At 44.8% G+C, this 16,748-nt stretch carries 15 protein-coding genes; 5 read left to right on the forward strand and 10 right to left on the reverse strand.

The annotated features are described in order from the left end of the window. Window positions 1–37: 37 nt before the first annotated feature. The 3 genes from NL643_RS09490 to NL643_RS09500 all read left to right on the forward strand — a co-directional run bounded on the left by NL643_RS09490 (window position 38) and on the right by NL643_RS09500 (window position 4,848). Window positions 38–709, forward strand: coding sequence for a YoaK family protein (locus NL643_RS09490; protein ID WP_006742080.1), 672 nt, complete (start codon window positions 38–40; stop codon window positions 707–709). Window positions 710–1,164: 455 nt separating this feature from the next. Further along, entirely contained in the window at window positions 1,165–2,529 is a 1,365-nt protein-coding gene (locus NL643_RS09495; RefSeq protein ID WP_041853121.1) for a YjiH family protein, read from the forward strand. Between the two features lie 447 nt (window positions 2,530–2,976). Further along, a complete protein-coding gene (locus NL643_RS09500; protein ID WP_104970164.1) occupies window positions 2,977–4,848 on the forward strand; it encodes a methyl-accepting chemotaxis protein in 1,872 nt (623 codons plus the stop codon). A 153-nt stretch (window positions 4,849–5,001) separates the two neighbouring features. Here the strand turns inward: NL643_RS09500 and NL643_RS09505 are convergent, their stop codons facing one another. The 3 genes from NL643_RS09505 to NL643_RS09515 form a co-directional block, all read right to left on the reverse strand. Further along, window positions 5,002–5,361: a hypothetical protein gene (locus NL643_RS09505; RefSeq protein ID WP_253644326.1), complete on the reverse strand. Its 360-nt coding sequence runs from the start codon at window positions 5,359–5,361 to the stop codon at window positions 5,002–5,004. Window positions 5,362–5,596: 235 nt separating this feature from the next. Continuing rightward, entirely contained in the window at window positions 5,597–6,754 is a 1,158-nt protein-coding gene (locus NL643_RS09510) for an amino acid permease (protein WP_109169123.1), read from the reverse strand. A 696-nt stretch (window positions 6,755–7,450) separates the two neighbouring features. Then, on the reverse strand, window positions 7,451–7,762 hold the full coding sequence (locus NL643_RS09515; RefSeq protein ID WP_006742087.1) for a hypothetical protein: 312 nt from the start codon (window positions 7,760–7,762) through the stop codon (window positions 7,451–7,453). A 141-nt stretch (window positions 7,763–7,903) separates the two neighbouring features. Between NL643_RS09515 and NL643_RS09520 the strand changes: the two genes are divergently transcribed. Continuing rightward, a complete protein-coding gene (locus tag NL643_RS09520) occupies window positions 7,904–8,239 on the forward strand; it encodes a helix-turn-helix domain-containing protein (RefSeq protein WP_145472102.1) in 336 nt (111 codons plus the stop codon). Window positions 8,240–8,454: 215 nt separating this feature from the next. Here NL643_RS09520 and NL643_RS09525 read toward each other — a convergent pair whose 3' ends face one another. The 7 genes from NL643_RS09525 to NL643_RS09555 form a co-directional block, all read right to left on the reverse strand. Continuing rightward, complete coding sequence (locus NL643_RS09525; protein WP_253644327.1) at window positions 8,455–9,201, reverse strand: phosphatase; 747 nt, start codon at window positions 9,199–9,201, stop codon at window positions 8,455–8,457. A gap of 25 nt (window positions 9,202–9,226) precedes the next feature. Further along, a complete protein-coding gene (locus NL643_RS09530) occupies window positions 9,227–9,961 on the reverse strand; it encodes a nucleoside/nucleotide kinase family protein (protein WP_253644328.1) in 735 nt (244 codons plus the stop codon). Window positions 9,962–9,970: 9 nt separating this feature from the next. Continuing rightward, entirely contained in the window at window positions 9,971–10,489 is a 519-nt protein-coding gene (locus NL643_RS09535; protein ID WP_005435522.1) for an MltR family transcriptional regulator, read from the reverse strand. 59 nt (window positions 10,490–10,548) lie between these two features. After that, complete coding sequence (locus tag NL643_RS09540; protein WP_253644329.1) at window positions 10,549–11,820, reverse strand: zinc-binding dehydrogenase; 1,272 nt, start codon at window positions 11,818–11,820, stop codon at window positions 10,549–10,551. Window positions 11,821–11,867: 47 nt separating this feature from the next. Next, window positions 11,868–13,292: a PTS mannitol transporter subunit IICB gene (locus NL643_RS09545; RefSeq protein WP_005498331.1), complete on the reverse strand. Its 1,425-nt coding sequence runs from the start codon at window positions 13,290–13,292 to the stop codon at window positions 11,868–11,870. A 37-nt stretch (window positions 13,293–13,329) separates the two neighbouring features. Next, window positions 13,330–13,773 carry a PTS sugar transporter subunit IIA gene (locus NL643_RS09550; protein ID WP_005391226.1) on the reverse strand — a complete coding sequence of 148 codons (444 nt, stop codon included), beginning with the start codon at window positions 13,771–13,773 and terminating at the stop codon, window positions 13,330–13,332. A gap of 432 nt (window positions 13,774–14,205) precedes the next feature. Beyond that, window positions 14,206–15,963: an SgrR family transcriptional regulator gene (locus NL643_RS09555; RefSeq protein WP_253644330.1), complete on the reverse strand. Its 1,758-nt coding sequence runs from the start codon at window positions 15,961–15,963 to the stop codon at window positions 14,206–14,208. 394 nt (window positions 15,964–16,357) lie between these two features. Here NL643_RS09555 and NL643_RS09560 point away from each other — a divergent pair, with 394 nt between their 5' ends. Next, window positions 16,358–16,699 carry a helix-turn-helix transcriptional regulator gene (locus NL643_RS09560; protein ID WP_006742094.1) on the forward strand — a complete coding sequence of 114 codons (342 nt, stop codon included), beginning with the start codon at window positions 16,358–16,360 and terminating at the stop codon, window positions 16,697–16,699. Window positions 16,700–16,748: the final 49 nt, after the last annotated feature.

Here is a 16,748-nt window from a genome sequence, read left to right on the forward strand (position 1 = left end):
GTTATAATCGGCTCCTAACATTTGGTGGGGTTTTATTGTGATTTCCAGACTTCCTCGTTGGGTGGAATATGGCGCGTTTCTACTTGCCCTTCTCGCGGGCTGCGTCAATGCCGTTGGTCTTCTCGGCTTTCAACATCAAGCGATAACACATCTTTCAGGAACCGTAACTCAGCTAGGGAACAGCTTGCTAACAGGTGTGGATAGCTCCATTCACCTGCTCTTCATCGTATTTAGCTTTTTGATCGGTGCTGCCTTTAGCGGTTTTTTTATTGAGAGCAGTGCGTTAAAACTAGGGCGAAGATATGGTGTTGCACTGTGCATAGAAGGGAGCTTGCTCCTACTCAGTTTGGGCTTTTTGGTGCAAGGGGATTTGTACGGCCAATATCTAGCGTCAGCAGCATGTGGATTACAAAACGCAATGATCACTACATTCAGCGGCGCAGTAGTCAGAACCACACATATGACTGGGATCATCACCGATCTGGGGATTATGATTGGAGAAAGCTTAAGAGGTCGCCAATTTGATCGACGTAAAGCAAAGCTATTCCTATTCATTTTCTTCGGATTCTTGCTTGGCGGTGTCGCAGGAGCCGCACTTTTCGTGGTATATGGATTATATACGCTCGTTTTCCCTGCAATATTGGCTTTCGCTACGGCTCTGATCTACTGGAGTTACCTTTACATGCTTAGTCGCCAACAAAAAGCATAAAATCTCGAACCGATTGAGGCCGAATGCTTCAATCGGTTGTAGATCAACTCTCTCACCACTGCACATCATAATAAACGTTTTATCGTGTTGTAACGCAGCTAAAAAACCTTATAACAGCTAGGGCTAACAGGGCTCCCGGCAAAAAGTTAGTTAGATCAAAGTCACATTTGTTTACCGTTTTATTATTCCAGTCACAATGCGCCCCATAATTCTCTGCGCTGCCCTCGCTCCGTGCTACAATTTTCTAACACAAGCAACATATTCGTATACACTTATACGTTATTTGACCAATTACCCGACAAATCGGCTGAATAACTAGATGTATTTAATGAATAGTATTGCAATGGATGCAGTTTGCGGGTACCCTCCGCAAAACTGTGATTAAATACGGATGTTTAGTGAATATTTATGTCATGGAAATGGCAAGTATTGACTAGTAGTAACACGAGACAACTATGCATAATACCACTAATGCTACTGAAGCTCCTAAGGGCAACTTTTGGATGTTTTTCATCCCTTCCCTAATCGGTCTTCTACTCTTTATGGCTCCGATCTCATACGATGGCGGCCTAACTATCCCTGTTGCGGTTATGGCAAAAGTCATCCCGGCAGTATTAGGCGATACCTTGATCGCTATCGTCACCAGTATCATCGCTTTCATGGCAGTCGCTTCTGTTCTTTGCAAAATTTTCAAGCCTGCAGCGATTTTACGTAATGGATTTTTAAACGGTCTTTTCAATCCATCGCCACTTTGGCTTGTTGTTCGCTTAATCGGCGGTGCAGCCGTATTAATGACATTCTTCCAAGTGGGTCCAAAAGCGATTTGGGAAGAAAACACAGGTGGCCTTGTTCTTACCGGTCTTCTACCAACTTTGTTTGCGGTGTTCATTTTTGCGGGCCTACTCCTTCCGCTTCTTCTGAACTTTGGTCTTCTTGAGCTGTTTGGCGCATTACTGAGTAAAATAATGCGCCCGGTATTCAACCTGCCTGGACGTAGCGCAATTGACTGTATGGCGTCTTGGTTAGGCGACGGCAGTGTTGGTATCTTGCTAACCAGCAAACAGTACGAAAATAAATTCTATACTCAGCGTGAAGCCGCTGTTGTCGGGACAACGTTCTCAGCAGTATCAATCACGTTTAGCTTAGTGGTTATCGCTCAGGTACAGTTAGAGCATCTGTTCCTACCTTTCTACGGCGCAATCTGTTTAGCAGGTATTGTCGCTGCGGTTATCATTCCTCGCTTACCGCCGCTAAGCCTGAAGAAAGATCGCTACATTGATGGCAGCAACCCAGATAAAGATGCTGACGCCGTACCAGAAGGCCACACCACATTCTCATGGGGTATGGATCTAGCACTTAAGCGCGCGGGTCAGGTAACATCTGTTCAGTCTGTATTTAAAGAAGGCGTACATAACGCAATCGACATGGTGTTTGGTGTACTGCCTGTGGTTATGGGTCTGGGTACCGTGGCATTAGTGATTGCAGAGTACACTCCTGTATTTGAAATTCTAGGTCAGCCATTCATTCCATACCTAGAGCTACTGCAAATTCCAGAAGCTGTCGCCGCATCACAGACTATCGTTGTTGGCTTTGCGGATATGTTTATCCCGGCAATTTTAGCGGCATCAATTGATAATGAAATGACACGTTTTGTTATTGCAGCAATGTCAGTAACTCAGCTTATCTACATGTCAGAAGTTGGCGCCCTACTACTAGGCAGCAAAATTCCAGTAAACATTGTAGAACTGTTCGTTATTTTCATTCTGCGTACGCTAATCACATTACCTGTGATTGCTGGTGTTGCTCATCTGATTTTCTAAAATCAAAGCATCAATCAACAAAGGCTCCGCATTGTCGGGGCCTTTTTTATGTCTAAAACTCTATCTACAGCTCTATTCAGATCACTTAATTAGCAAACGCTCATAACTTATAACGAACAGCTCCAATCACGCCCCCTTTCACGACAGTTAAGTCGCTCTCATCTCACCAATAACGCCAACCTGAAACACTATGCTTTACGCAATTCTTTTCATTATGACGCTTTCATTAACAGAGCGCACAAATCTGATCAAACTCACGGTTTTTGTCGTAACTTACCGTTTTGTTTAAATTTGGTTAAAAAAGACAACAAATAGACTCATGTTTTTGACAAAGATGTCGATAAAAAAGATAACCAAACACAATAGGTTTCTCTTGATGCCGAATTCGCCCGTTTAAAAAGAGGTGAAAGCATAGTGAAGCCAACCGGGAGAATCAGAGGAAAGCTCATGAAATTTAGACATAAGGTTGTCACAGCCTCGTCATTTTTGCTGCTAATTACCGTGTCACTACTGTCGACGCAACAAGTTATGACGATCCGCTCCCAAACGCAGGAGCACATTGACTCGAGTGTGAACGAGATATTGACCAGTGTTGGCAATACCGTGCAATCAGAAATGAATGCTAAAAAGGATCTCGCTCGTTCTATTACTGAAGTTATCGAACTTAATCCAAGTTCACACAACTACGTTCAGAACATTCTTGAGCGACCAACACCAAAAGCCAGCTTTCTTGCGATTGGCTTTGGTTATGAAAGCAATGGCTTCGTGATTGAAAATGACGACGGCTGGGAAGCAGGACCAGACTACGATCCGCGTCAACGTCCTTGGTTCATCGCAGCTAAAAACAAAGGCGATTTGGTCGTAACAGACCCATACGTCGATGCGTCTTCAAAAAACGTCATCATCTCTGTTGGTACACCAGTAAAAGAAAACGGCCAGTTCTTAGCTGGTATGTTTTATGACCTCGAACTAACTACCCTTTCTGACCTCGTCAACCAAGTGAATCTGTTTGACGCTGGTTACTTATTTTTGGTCACCGCTGATGGAACTACCATTGCCCACCCTCAAAGTAAGTACAACGGTGAAAAAGTTGGTAGCTACCTACCACAGGTCGATCTTACACAATCAACGCAACACATTGAGATCGATGGCGATCGTTATATGGTTAACTTGACTCACATCCCGGGCGAGAACTGGTACGTGGGTTCAGTTATTGATGAAGCTATCGCCTACTCTGCCGTAGGAGAGCTTCGCAACAGCGCTATTATTTATTCAATCATTGCCGTGATTGCTTCTGTTATTGCACTGACTCTACTCATTCGCACGCTCATGCGTCCGCTGGACACTTTAAACAACGCGATTAAAGGTGTTGCGTCTGGGAAAGGCGATCTTACACAGCGCCTTGAAACTGATACTGACCAAGAATTCTCAGAGCTTGCTACAAACTTCAATACGTTCATGGAAAACTTGCAACAGCAAATTATTGAGTCGAAGAGTATTTCTGATCAAATTTTGAATGGCACTCAAATCACCGCTGAGGGTGCAAAAGATTCGGCAGGTGCTATTCAAACTCAGCTACAAGAGCTAGAACAATTAGCCACCGCGATGCACGAAATGTCTGTTACCGCGACTGAAGTTGCCAATAATGCGCAAGGCGCAGCGAGTGCAGCCAAAGAAGCTGATCAAGCAACGGTTGAGGGCTCTTCTGTGGTCGGTGAATCGACACAAACGATCAATATGCTTTCCGATAGCATTGACCTTGCTGTCGAAGAAGTGCAAGTGCTTGAATCTGCAACCGCCAACATCGAAACGATTCTAAAAGTCATCAACGATATTGCGGACCAAACGAACTTACTCGCGTTGAATGCCGCAATTGAGGCTGCACGTGCGGGAGAATCTGGCCGAGGCTTCGCCGTCGTTGCTGATGAAGTTCGTACACTGGCGCAACGAACTCAAGAATCAACAACAGAAATTCGTACTATGATTGAGCAGCTGCAATCTGGCGCATCATCTGTGGCAAATGCTATGCATCAAAGCAAGGGTAGCGCTGTAGAAGCCGTAGAAAAAGCAGACTTGGCAAACAACGCGCTACAACGTATTCGTGATGCGATTCAGCGTATTTCTGATATGAACTTACAAATCGCCTCAGCGGCGGAAGAACAAAGCTTAGTTGCGGAGGAGATCAACAACAATACGGTGAATATTAAAGACCTATCGACTCAAGTCGCCGAATCTGCAAATCGAACTAACGATGCTATGCAGGCACAGCAAGAAGATGTGCATAAACAAGATCAAATATTAAACCGATTTACAGTCTAGTCTTCGCCTAAACAAAAACAGCGAGCCAATGCTCGCTGTTTTTGTTTTTAGACCTCTATCGCAGTGGTATCTAGACTTAGAGCGCCTAGTTTTTAGTGTTGTCGCCACTCGGCTCAAAACTGTTATCACGCTTGCTATGCTGCCTTTCCCACTCTAATTGAATTCAACATGGATATAGCGGTCATTGGAGCGACGATAATAACGATCATCCACTTTTAAATAGGTGAAATCTCCAATCTTTATGTAGGTACTATTACGAGGAATTCGGTCGTGGTAGTAGTAACTGCGTCTTGGTCGTCGAGACTCCACATAAATAACGTCACGATGTTTATACTTATGTTTATGCTTGTGCTTGTGCTTGTGCTTGTGCTTGCGTTTATGATGATGGTGATGCTCATGATGGTGATCATATCGATGACCATGCCTATGTTTCGGGTCAGCCATCACTTCTGTACTGAACACACCTAAAGACAATATAACGCCAACCATGGCAAAAGATAATTGCTTTGACACAACAGAGCCTCTTATTCATATCAACATCGATATAATAGAAGGGTGAATCACTGTACATGTCAGCCTTTCGCCAAGGAGTTTTACTACAAGGTCAAAGCTTATCGTGATTATCAGAGAAAGGTAAAGTATCACTGATATTGATAACTTTTTAAGTCCTCTGTGTTTGGGTTATAAACACAAAAAAGCCGCCCGTTATACAACGGGCGGCTCAGTTTTTAAATAAGCTAGCGTGATTTTATACTGCTTGGGCAAACAGCAAGAAACAGCCGAATAGGAAGATCATGCTCATTCCCATTACGCCGCCACCAGCTTCATAAATACTGTCATCTTCTACTGGCACTCGACGCACTTTCATTGTCATTGATAATGGGACAAAGACCGCGAGAAACACAAGAATAATCCCCGCGTAGCTAAGAATAGCCAAGAAGTGTTCTGGCGCATATACAGCACCTAGTAGTGGTAGCACAAAAGTAGTAACAAAAATCACTGGCTTACTTGCTTTCAGTAGGTCTGCATTTTGATCGTATAGCGCCATTGCCACACCTAAGAACGATGTTAACAGTGCTAACCCAGTGAACATGGATAGGATAAACTCCAAACCCTCGTATTGCTGACCTAATACCGAGATCAACTCCGTTACGTTGGAGTATTGAACAAGCTCATGAGGTGGTAGGTTACCGACAACTGCTAATAACCATAATAAGTAACAAACAAGCGGAATAGTTGAACCCACGATAATCATATTACGCAGTTGAGTTTTGCTCGCTTCTTTGTTGTAAGTTACAAGCGATGGGATCACGACCATAAAACCGAAACTGGTGAAAAGCACCGAGCTTGTCTTAATTAGCGCCATCTTATCGTCACTCACGACTTCATCAAGTCCCTCAAACGAGACGCTTGGTGCAAGCGCAAAAAGTGTCAGGATCAACGCCACGATCATGCCTAGGAACAAACCGCGATTAAGCTTATCTACAACCCCTGTGCCTGCCGAAACAATGATACCGACTAAAAGAGTAAAACCGACTTGGCTTGCGATCGTAGATGTTGGCAGCCCAATTGAGGCTGTTACTTTTTGTACGAGATCACCCGCACCAATGATATAAGCCATCAATAGACAAACTAACAGGGCGTAAAGCAAGCTGTTGGTTACCAACTGGCCACCTTTACCTAGCGTTTCGCGAGCAATTGCATTCATGCTAGCGCCGCCGCCTACTTTGCAACTGGCCTCAAGAAGGAGCAGCGCAGCGTAAGTCGTCCCAGCCCAGATGAACAACATAAGAAGAGTGCCCCAGAGGAGGCCAAATTGAGCAAGCACCATTGGTATAGCAAGCATACCAGCGCCAAGAGCAGTACCTGCAACGATCAGGGAGCTGCCGACAAGTTTTAGGTTCACGGTTAATACCTCTAAATTCAATCCGTTTATTTCTCGCCAGTTGTGCTACATCCAAAGCACACCCAACAAAACGCTCTACTCAACCAAAATTTGGTTACAAGAACCCTATATGGCTAAGAAAACATGCAGCAAAAGGTGGTTAATTCAATTGCACATGAACACTTGAGAGTCGTTTTGGGCGATGTCATCGTTGATGAAATGCGCACAACTTTGGGTTCGAAGCAAAATTGTTCATCTTAATTCATCAACCCCATTCGTTGTGAATGGATTTGGTTCGAAAAGATTGTAAGGCATAAGCAGGACGATTGAAAAGCAAAAGGTCAATCTTATAGCGATATATTTTAACAACTCTCCTCATTCACCTAAGATGTGTTGTTATTTTCATCACTAATCAGTCTTTTATCGCCTAATGAGAGTAAGAACGTGCTCAACCGCTCAATTTTGGATGGGTGTACAAATTAATTTACAGTTCAAGTAAAGGTGTTAGATTCCAGGGGCGTAGCCTAGATCGGACAATATCGCTATTATTCGCTGCGTACCGACACTGTTCGGTTCACATACCTCTAAACACTGATTTACGGTTCGAAACTATAGGTAAATGAGTGTCCGAATGCTGGGTGTGGTTCCCCAGCATTTGCATCCTTTCTTTTAGGTGTTATCCAAACTGTCTAAATCTAAGCTAGCTTGCCCATTCTATTAATACGCTTTATCTAACGCTCCGATGATATAAGTTAATGCTGAAACGCCCATATCCGCGACCTGCTTCTCAGTCACACTCATATTTTCATACGCAATCTGCAACTCTACCTCACCTATCGATTCTTTATGAAGATAAAGCTCTTTGTAGTTCATCAACCTCTGTTGAGACTGTCGAGTCAGAGCGACAACATTTTCTTTAGTGACACGATGCTGCTCATTAAGCTCGCTAAATAATTGATCTAAAATGCGTTGCATTTTGCGAATTGAAGATTTTGTCTCGATTGATTTGTATGATTGATACTTTTCCATTGAGTTTATAACTGACTAAAATATGTACATTTTTATTAGATAGCTATTCTTATACTGATTGCAAAACAGGTAAATATGAGATGGTTAAACTGGTCCACTTCTTGCTTTATTTAGGTCAAAACTGTCCTTTCAGGAGAGCACATGCAGGTCGACCCTATTATTGAAGCACTAATTGCGAGAAGAAAAGCGAGTGGCCTCTCCCGTGAACAAATGGCAAACATCGCAGGGATGAGCGTGAAAACGTATCAACGGATAGAGCGTGGAGAATCCGACCTGAAACTTTCCCAATATCGCTCCATACTGCGCTCTCTGCATTTGACCGATCTCGACATCGCATTGGATATAAGAGACGTTCAACACGTAACAGCAGGTGATCTAATGGCCGTAGCACGCTTACTGTCTCCTGAAGCTCAGTCCCTACTTGTTCGCCTGTTATCGCTCGTTATTGAACAGCGGAACACAAAAAGCGGCTCATAACCTTATGACTGATTAAGAGCCATAAAATTCCCGCTCGTCCTATAATATTCTCGAATTATGGCCTTCGTTCCCTTTTTCATTGATTCTTCTTTTCACGCTTTAAATCACAGTCGCGTTGTTTGTTCTACGCCTCCCCAAAACGAATAAAACCCGCAGCTTGGCGGGTTTTAGGGCTGTATAAGAAAATACTTCATTTAATGTGTTTGGGATTTTACTTAGTAAAAATCCTTAAACTCTGAAATCCTCGCTTTACCTCTCAGCAATAAGAAGTTCAAGAATCGGCTCGTCGACGTAGTGAGTATCTTCTCTTCTTCCACACCGTGTTTTTCCAGCAAAGCAATCGCCAAATCTAACTTAGAGATCTCTTCACAGAAGTGCGCATCAGATCCGGTACTGAAGTAAACGCCAATCTCTTTGCCCAGCTCGACAATGCGATCACAACGGGAATCACTACCCTTACGGCTTTTGCCTGTCAAAGATGTATTGTTAACTTCAACCGCAACATTGTGATCTTTCGCGCAGCGCAGCACCTGTTCCATATCGAATGGGTAATTTGGGTTACCTAAGTGACCGAGAACATCCACCCTGCCGCTTTTAATAGCACTTATCAGAGCGGCAGTATGCTCAGCTTCGGTCGCGGGCTTGAATACGGGTTCATGGAAACTCGCAATCACCCAGTCAAGATGTTGGTCAGAGGAAGGTGGTAAGTCTATCTCCCCTTTCACATTCAGCGTGTTGGCTTCTACACCGCGGAGAATACCTACATCGTGTAAAAAACGGGGCAAAATTCTTTGATTGTTGAAATGCCAGTAGTGAGGGGCTCCTGGCATCTCGGGAGCATGATCGGTGATACAAAGAAGTTTTAGCCCCTTATTCTTGGCAGACAATGCGTTCTCTAAAATGGTGCTGTAGGCATGTCCACTGGCAATAGTATGGGTGTGGCTATCAACGACGATATCCATGGTGACCTCCTAAGTTGTGGACGAATTATCGAATTTCGAACGAACCGTTTTGATTGAGAAACAGCGTGAGATCCGCTGGAATTGAGTGATTTAAAACCTTATCTACATTTACGGCATCTGAGTTCAAATAAAACGCTAATGCAGCTTCTGGATCTGTACCACCACGAATCTTACGGTTTACTAAGCGTTCTTGCAGAAACTCAGGCTGTGTATCGACGAAGACGGTAAAATCTGCCAAACGATGCAGTTCATTCCACACTGGTTCATTAAGCAGTAACCAATTCCCCTCAACGACAACCACATTCCGATTTACCAAAATGGCGTCGTCGACTGGATCATGCAAATTGCGGTCGTAGTATGGCCATTTTGTATCTTTCATTTTGAGCTGTTTGAGCTTGTCGATAAGCTCCGTCAGATTAAATGTTTGATAGGCCCCCTTAATACTGCGCAGAGGCACGAGCTCGCCATCTCGTTCAATCGTATTGTTGTCGAGGATCTCATTTGGATAGTGGAAACCATCAAACGGCAGCACTTGTAAAGGCTCTTGGCTTTCATCATGTTCAGAGAGATATTCCCAGAACGCAGCAAGGGTTGACTTACCGCTGCCCGGAGGAGCACACAAGAACACCACAATGCGTTCCTGCTTCTCATGATAAAGACGGGTAAATTTTTCGATAAGAGGTTGATGGATTCGCTTTACGTCGGCATCAGGAAAGGTAGCTTCGGTTTCAAAACCACTGACGTTTAAATTCACTTTCATGGTGAACCCTTATTGATTGATCTCCCCTTCGATTCTTTCTATCAACATTTCACACGACAGCTTCAACACTGTTTTGATGAGAGATTCGTATCTCATTTGCGAAAAGGACTCAAACGAAGAGAACTTAAGCTGATTGATCGACTCAAGATAAAAGCTGTCTTGCTGAGAAGAGAGTACCGCTTGGTTTTTGATGAAGTCATAAATCACGTCATCCGCGAATTCGACTTTCTCCGGTTGGCTAACCACATACTCCAACACCTGATCGTACAACCCGATATCGGCGTAAGTTTCTAAAGAGATTTTGCCCATCGCAAACATCAGCTTCGATACCACATCGGTCGTCACCAACGGACCATCTTCTTTCAATAGAGGATCCACAGCATACTCCTTCACTAGATCGTCTTGGACGAACACGCTCGGAAGTAATGCTTTTAACTTGAGGTTAATTATTTTGTTAGAAACCTGAAGAAACGCAGTGGCATTTTCGCACTCGTCCAGTTTCTCCAGTAATTCGTCTTCACGTGACAACGTATTATGACCTCTCCATTATGTGGCAGCGCAAAGGCTACCACACAAATTCGTTGCAACTAAACCGTTAAGCTCACGTCATAAAACTCAAGTAACGCTTTTTCTGCATGTGCGTTCCACACATAGTTATTAGCGTTCAAAATTGCGTCTAATTCGGCGAAGAACGGGTCTTGGTCTACCAACGATAAGAAATCATCAATCGCGGTCAATGGCAGGTCAATATGCGGGTAAATCAACTTCTTACCGCCCGGAATATCCAACTGATTCAAAATCGTATGGGGTGCAGCTTGTAAGCCACCAACATGGGTTATCATGAAAGATGGGTTGATCTTGCCTTGTGAGGAAAGCTCAATAGATTCCACCATGTCACCCTTTGAACCACCAGACGTCCCTACAATATGGGTTGATTCGTAATGCACGTTGTAGAAGTTAAACGGCACTTTGAAGTTCTTATCCGTTGGGCCAGCAAAGAAGTTGAGGCAGCCATCATTGCCAAGTAGCTCATCGGCTTGTTCTAGCACTTGAGCAACCGCCGCGTAGACCATTACATCGTCATAACCATTGCCACCGTTGAGTGCTTTGAGATACGCGACCGGGTCGTCGATTTGAGCGGTATTCACGTAGTGCAGTTCTACGCCCTGCTCTTTGGCTTTTGCAACGGGAATGAGACTTTCAGCTCGGTCTAAACGCGCGGCGTCGATGTCCGTCACCACGATCAGTTTTGGCTTCACCGGGCCGTTAATCGCGTAGTCAATCGCACCAATCCCCATTGGGCCAGCACAAGCGAGCAGCGCCAACGCTCCGCCCTCTTTGATGCCCATATCATGCTCGTACACGTATTGCGTGGTGTGGTAGCTCGCATGGTACGCACCGATAATGCAAGACATTGGCTCAGCCAAAGACGCATCTGCAAAGTAGTCACCGTGGTAAGGCAAAACGCAACCTAAGTCGATAGCGATTTTAGGAATGATGGAATACGTTGCGTTGCCGCCAAAGGTTTCGTAGCTGTAACCCGCTGAGTAACCAGTAGGCAAACCCATTGCTGGTTGCAGTACAAAGTAATCGCCTGCTTTGTATTGATCTTTTAGGTTCTCACCAACTTCAACAATCACACCTGCATATTCATGACCCGTCATCACAGGCACTTCATCAATGTTCTCAGGTACGCGTTTGTGTTTGCTACCTAACAATGCTGCTTTGTAAGTGGATAGACAAATGCTGTTTGAAATGTTTTTAACCAGAAGTTCGTCGGCTGAAATGTTTGGTAAATCAAAGGTTCTTAATTGAACGTTTTTCTCACCACAGATAACCGCTGCCGTTGTTTGTACCATGATTTCTCTCCTAATTGGGGCGATACCTGCCGCCCCAAACTGCATTGTTAGGCTGGTTGCTCAGTCGCGACCGTTTGTTGCTTAATCTTATCCATCAGCTCGTCAAGCGCTGGGTCGTTGAGGAAGTTCTTGATCGTTACGACTGGTAAACCTGTCGCGTTGACTGCGCGGCTTTCTAAGCTCTCGTGTGTCACGACGATATCGGCTTCACTCGGGACTTTCTCGATGGCAAAGTTTTTCACTTCAATCTCTATCCCAGCTTGTACCAGCTTGCGTTTAAAGGTCGATGCGCCCATTGCACTAGAGCCCATACCCGCATCACATGCGAATGCGACAAATGAAATTGGCTTGCTCGGCTCTTGCGTCGTCGCAGCTGCAACTGGCTTAACTGCGCCTTCCGCTTTCATCTCCTTCATGTCAGAAACTGATTTCTCAAACTCGCTTTCTTTTTCTTCTGATTTGCTCACCTTCAGAATCGCACTTGCTACCAAGAAAGAGACAATCGTTGCACTTGTCACACCTGCGATGGTCGCGATGAAGCTACCTTTCGGAGTAAGAGCAAGGTAAGAGAAGATAGAGCCTGGACTTGGACCCGCGACCAAACCGGCATCAAATAGGTTGAAGGTTGCGATGCCTGTCGCCGCACCAGCAATCATTGCCACAATCATGATTGGTTTCATGAGTACATATGGGAAGTACAGCTCATGAATGCCACCAAAGAAGTGAATGATGATAGCGCTTGGCGCAGAGCGTTTAGACAAACCCTGACCAAACTTCGCGTAGGCCAGCAGCATACCAAGACCAGGGCCTGGGTTAGACGCCACCATAAAGAAGATGGACTTGCCCGTTTCTGCGGCCGCTTGCAGACCTAGTGGGTAATAAATACCTTGGTCGATAGCATTGTTTAGGAACAGCACTTTCGCAGGCTCGTTAATGATCGCTAACAGAGGCAGGAAACCCGTCGCAACCAACGCTTCGATGCCTGATTTCACAAACAAGTTTGCTGCGGTGACTGAAGGGCCAACAATCTCGTAGGCGAACAAACACAACAACATACCGACGATACCCAACGAGAAGTTGTTGACCACCATCTCAAAACCAGAAGGGATGCGGTGTTGAATACGTTTATCCACTTGCACCACAACCCAAGCACTCAGTGGGCCCATGATCATTGCGCCAACAAACATCGGTATGTCAGCCCCGACAATCACGCCCATCGTACCGATAGCCCCCGCTACCGCGCCGCGTTTTTCACCAACAATCTGACCACCAGTGTAACCAATTAAAAGTGGCAGCAAGTAAGTGATCATTGGCCCCACGAGTTCGCCAAAGGCTTCGTTTGGCATCCAGCCCGTAGGAATAAAGAGTGCAGTAATAAAGCCCCAAGCGATAAAGGCTCCGATATTTGGCAGCACCATGGCGGTCAAATGACCTCCGAAGGCTTGCACATTGGCTCGCATGTTTGCTTTCACGTTATGTTCCTTTTAGTATGCTTTTATTATGTTCCTTTTAGTATGCTTTTATTATGTCTAGCACTTGTTCTTTGGAAGAGGCTTGTGCCAGTTTTGCAATGTTCTCTTCATCCACAAACATCTCGCTCAACGCTTGAATCACCTCAATGTGGGTATCAGAGTCTTTCGCAGCTAAGGTAATAAGAATATTGGCCGGACCGAGATCCGATCCAAAATCAACAGGTGATGGGAAAATATGGATGCCTAAGCCTGTTTTTAAAACGCCAGTTTCAGGTCGGGCATGAGGCATAGCCAATCCAGGGCATAACACATAGTAAGGACCGTTTTCTTCCGTTGAACGGATGATTGCATCAGCATAATGCTGGGAGACGTAACCTTTATTTTCTAGGTATTGAGTGGTCTTTTTAACCGCATCTTGCCATTGGTAAGCGCGATCATTAATTACATCTACTAGTTCGTGGTCGATTAACTCGTACAACATATTTAACCCTATCAACAGTTCGTCATCTGATGGGTTAATTATCAATAACAGAGTCCCAACCGCGCAACCGAGCTACTTTTGCGCTTCGAGTCACACTTTAAAGCCTGTCAATTTGTTTAAATGGACAGAGCTCAAAAATCCCACACGTAAAAAATCTACAAATTTTATTTGAGCAACAAGTCAATAGGCAAATTTTGAATACAATCACCTTCTCGAAAATATTCTTAAAGTTACATTGTTTAAATCAGATCACATTAGACCTATTGACTTGATATAAATCGTGATTAGTTTCAAAGTTCATTTCGGGCCATTTATTGATAGCTCACGCTCAAACGTAGATAAACATCACATTTGTTGGCTAGAAGAAATAAAAACGTCACTGGCTTTCACCAAATTGCAGACACAAAAAAACCGCCATTCAGGCGGTTTTGATCAGTCCGCAGACCAAACGGATCGTATGTCTGGCCATCCCCAGTTTGTGAGTGCGACATCTTCCAAGACCCCTTGAAAACGTAGCGTCTGAGTATGGTGAAACATCGGTGCAATCCAATATTCGCTAATCAATGTGGACGCAATCGGCTCTAACGCGCTCAGGTAATCTTCAAGCGGTGAGAATGCGCGGACATTTTCCATTTGAGCATCCAACCACGCCGCATTTTGCGCCCCTAAGGTGTGGTAAAGCACAGTATTGCTAAAGAAGTTGCTAAACGCAGACGCATGACGGTTATCGTCCAAGTTAATATTGGTGACAACCAGAGTCTCATCAAGCGTGCCGTTTTTGGCTTTCTCGCTCAGTTCACGGTAGGAGTACATAACGATCTCCACTCGGCTGCCCGCACGCTCTAAACGCGAAGAAATCGCTCGTGCGCACCGGCGTAGCGCCGTGTAATTGTACCCTGCGATGGTGATCAGCTTTGGCAACTTGACCGCATCTCCAAAGGGGCGCAACACTGGCTTCCAGTTAGGCAATAAATTATAAGCAGGTATGCTCCCAAATATAATGTTTTCATTACGCATCACGTCAGCTAGCAGTTCAGGTTGAATCAATTCACTGATGTATCGGCGCTGGGCCTGAGACAAAGCGTGCTTTGCATGATGGTTAAACAGTGCGAACAAACAACCGTCTTCCGTTCGACTGCGTTTACTCGCTGGTGATACTTCACTGTTTGGCGTCGACATATAGTGGCTGCACATGTCATCAGCAGAATCAGGTTCTGGTTGCACTGTGTTTGCGGCAAGCGATGGATTTTCCATCTGTTCATCGTTGACGATCCATATCGTCACAAAATCCGTTAATACTCGACACGCGTAATAGCCATCAAACGCTTGCAGTTTCAAACGGTTTTCACTGTGCTCAACGACGGAAAATGGACCACTCCCCACCACCAACTTGTTGTTAGCAACGTTCACCTGACTCACGGGCTGAATGCCATATTTCACGCCAGAAATAAGTCCAGCAAAACCCAAGTCAGGTCGGTTAAGCTTAAAAACAACCTTCAATGGATTAAGTGCCGTAATGTTGGCAACATGCGCCAGCTCTTTTTCGTAGTATTCCAAAGAGCTTAATTTGGCGAACAAACTCACCACCGTGTCGGCATCGATTGGGTTGCCATTATGAAAAGTCAGACCCGGACGAAGATAAAATGTCCATTCGTACAAGCTGTCATCATAACGCCAATGATGAGCCAGCTCTGGCTGCACCTGCCCGTTGTAATCGCTCGAAACCAAACAACAATAAATTTGGCGAAGCAAAAAACGTTCACTACTTCGCTGCAGTTGATGCGGAACCACACGCTCGAACATGCGTTTGTAGGTCAGCTGAATATTGAGCCGCCCCTCTTTCACCGATGCGCCCGACGTTGTTTTGAGGAGTCGCCCAAATGCAGCTTCATCTTCATCCAGAATCGACAGCGCTTTCTCGTACTTACCAAGCTTGATTCGCTCTAGTGCAAGGCTTTCTTTTAGCGCGCTGAGTTCAACGTTTAACAACAATGTTGAACGCTGGTTCCGTCCCGCTTTTGGTCGCCAACTTAACCACGCTATCTCTTGCATCTGCGCCAGCAAACTGCGCGCATGACGAGGCGAAGTAAACAACAAATCGGCGATTTCTTGCAGCGTGGTTTTTGCTTCATTACCAACACCAAAAGAGAGCAAGCGTTGGTAATAACGAAATAAGTTGAGATCAGACACCGCACGCACCTTAACTCTAGGAGGCCATTCAATAGGCGTATTTTACTGAACTTGGCGGCAATAAAATAAGAAAACTTCCAAACACTTTGTTCCCCTTTTACTAACATTTCGTGCCTATATTGTAGGAAAACCCCACCAATTCGGTTTTATCAGGAATAAAGCGAAGAAATCTACTCTCTTTTTCGCCTCCCCTTTTTTCACCATACTAATTTAGCGAGCAGGAAATATAGAGAATTGCTCATGACCTAACCCCCAAGCAGAACTTAGCTCCTGATACCACACCCCCAATTCGTCGTATCTTTAAGTTCTGCTTTTTTACTGCCAACAGTTGCGCCTTAGAAAAAGCACACGTACACTTAATCGCAATTCGACGATTAACTATAAAGGTTTGCTCATGAGCAACAAATGCAGCGAAACGTGCCAAATTGCTTTTGAAGCCACGCAAAAACAACTCGATAAAGAGCAAGCACTCGCCGCTCAAGCGAAAGCGCTGTCTCATCCTGCTCGCTTACGCATTCTGCATATTCTTCACACTTTAGACACTATGGGCGGCTGCTTAAATAGCGATTTAGTCTCTGAGTTAGGTTTAGCGCAATCGACCGTATCAGAACACTTACGTATTCTAAAACAGGCCGGATTTATCAGTGCAGAACCTAACCCGCCAAAGGTTTGTTACCGCATTCAACGTGAAAAACTGAACGCGTTTAACGCTCAATTTTCCGGTTTATTTAGCTAAGACACATTGCGCGCTTTCCATGCGCGCAAAGATAAACTATAACCTTATA

Source organism: Vibrio sp. Y42_MX_L11 (genome assembly GCF_024181785.1).
GTDB lineage: Bacteria > Pseudomonadota > Gammaproteobacteria > Enterobacterales > Vibrionaceae > Vibrio > Vibrio diabolicus.

Coding starts and splice junctions, on each gene's coding strand:
- NL643_RS09500 (WP_104970164.1), top strand. CDS start 2,977: ATGAAATTTAGACATAAGGTTGTCACAGCCTCGTCATTTTTGCTGCTA.
- NL643_RS09495 (WP_041853121.1), top strand. CDS start 1,165: ATGCATAATACCACTAATGCTACTGAAGCTCCTAAGGGCAACTTTTGG.
- NL643_RS09530 (WP_253644328.1), bottom strand. CDS start 9,961: ATGAAAGTGAATTTAAACGTCAGTGGTTTTGAAACCGAAGCTACCTTT.
- NL643_RS09550 (WP_005391226.1), bottom strand. CDS start 13,773: ATGTTGTACGAGTTAATCGACCACGAACTAGTAGATGTAATTAATGAT.
- NL643_RS09540 (WP_253644329.1), bottom strand. CDS start 11,820: ATGGTACAAACAACGGCAGCGGTTATCTGTGGTGAGAAAAACGTTCAA.
- NL643_RS09515 (WP_006742087.1), bottom strand. CDS start 7,762: ATGGAAAAGTATCAATCATACAAATCAATCGAGACAAAATCTTCAATT.
- NL643_RS09525 (WP_253644327.1), bottom strand. CDS start 9,201: ATGGATATCGTCGTTGATAGCCACACCCATACTATTGCCAGTGGACAT.
- NL643_RS09560 (WP_006742094.1), top strand. CDS start 16,358: ATGAGCAACAAATGCAGCGAAACGTGCCAAATTGCTTTTGAAGCCACG.
- NL643_RS09520 (WP_145472102.1), top strand. CDS start 7,904: ATGCAGGTCGACCCTATTATTGAAGCACTAATTGCGAGAAGAAAAGCG.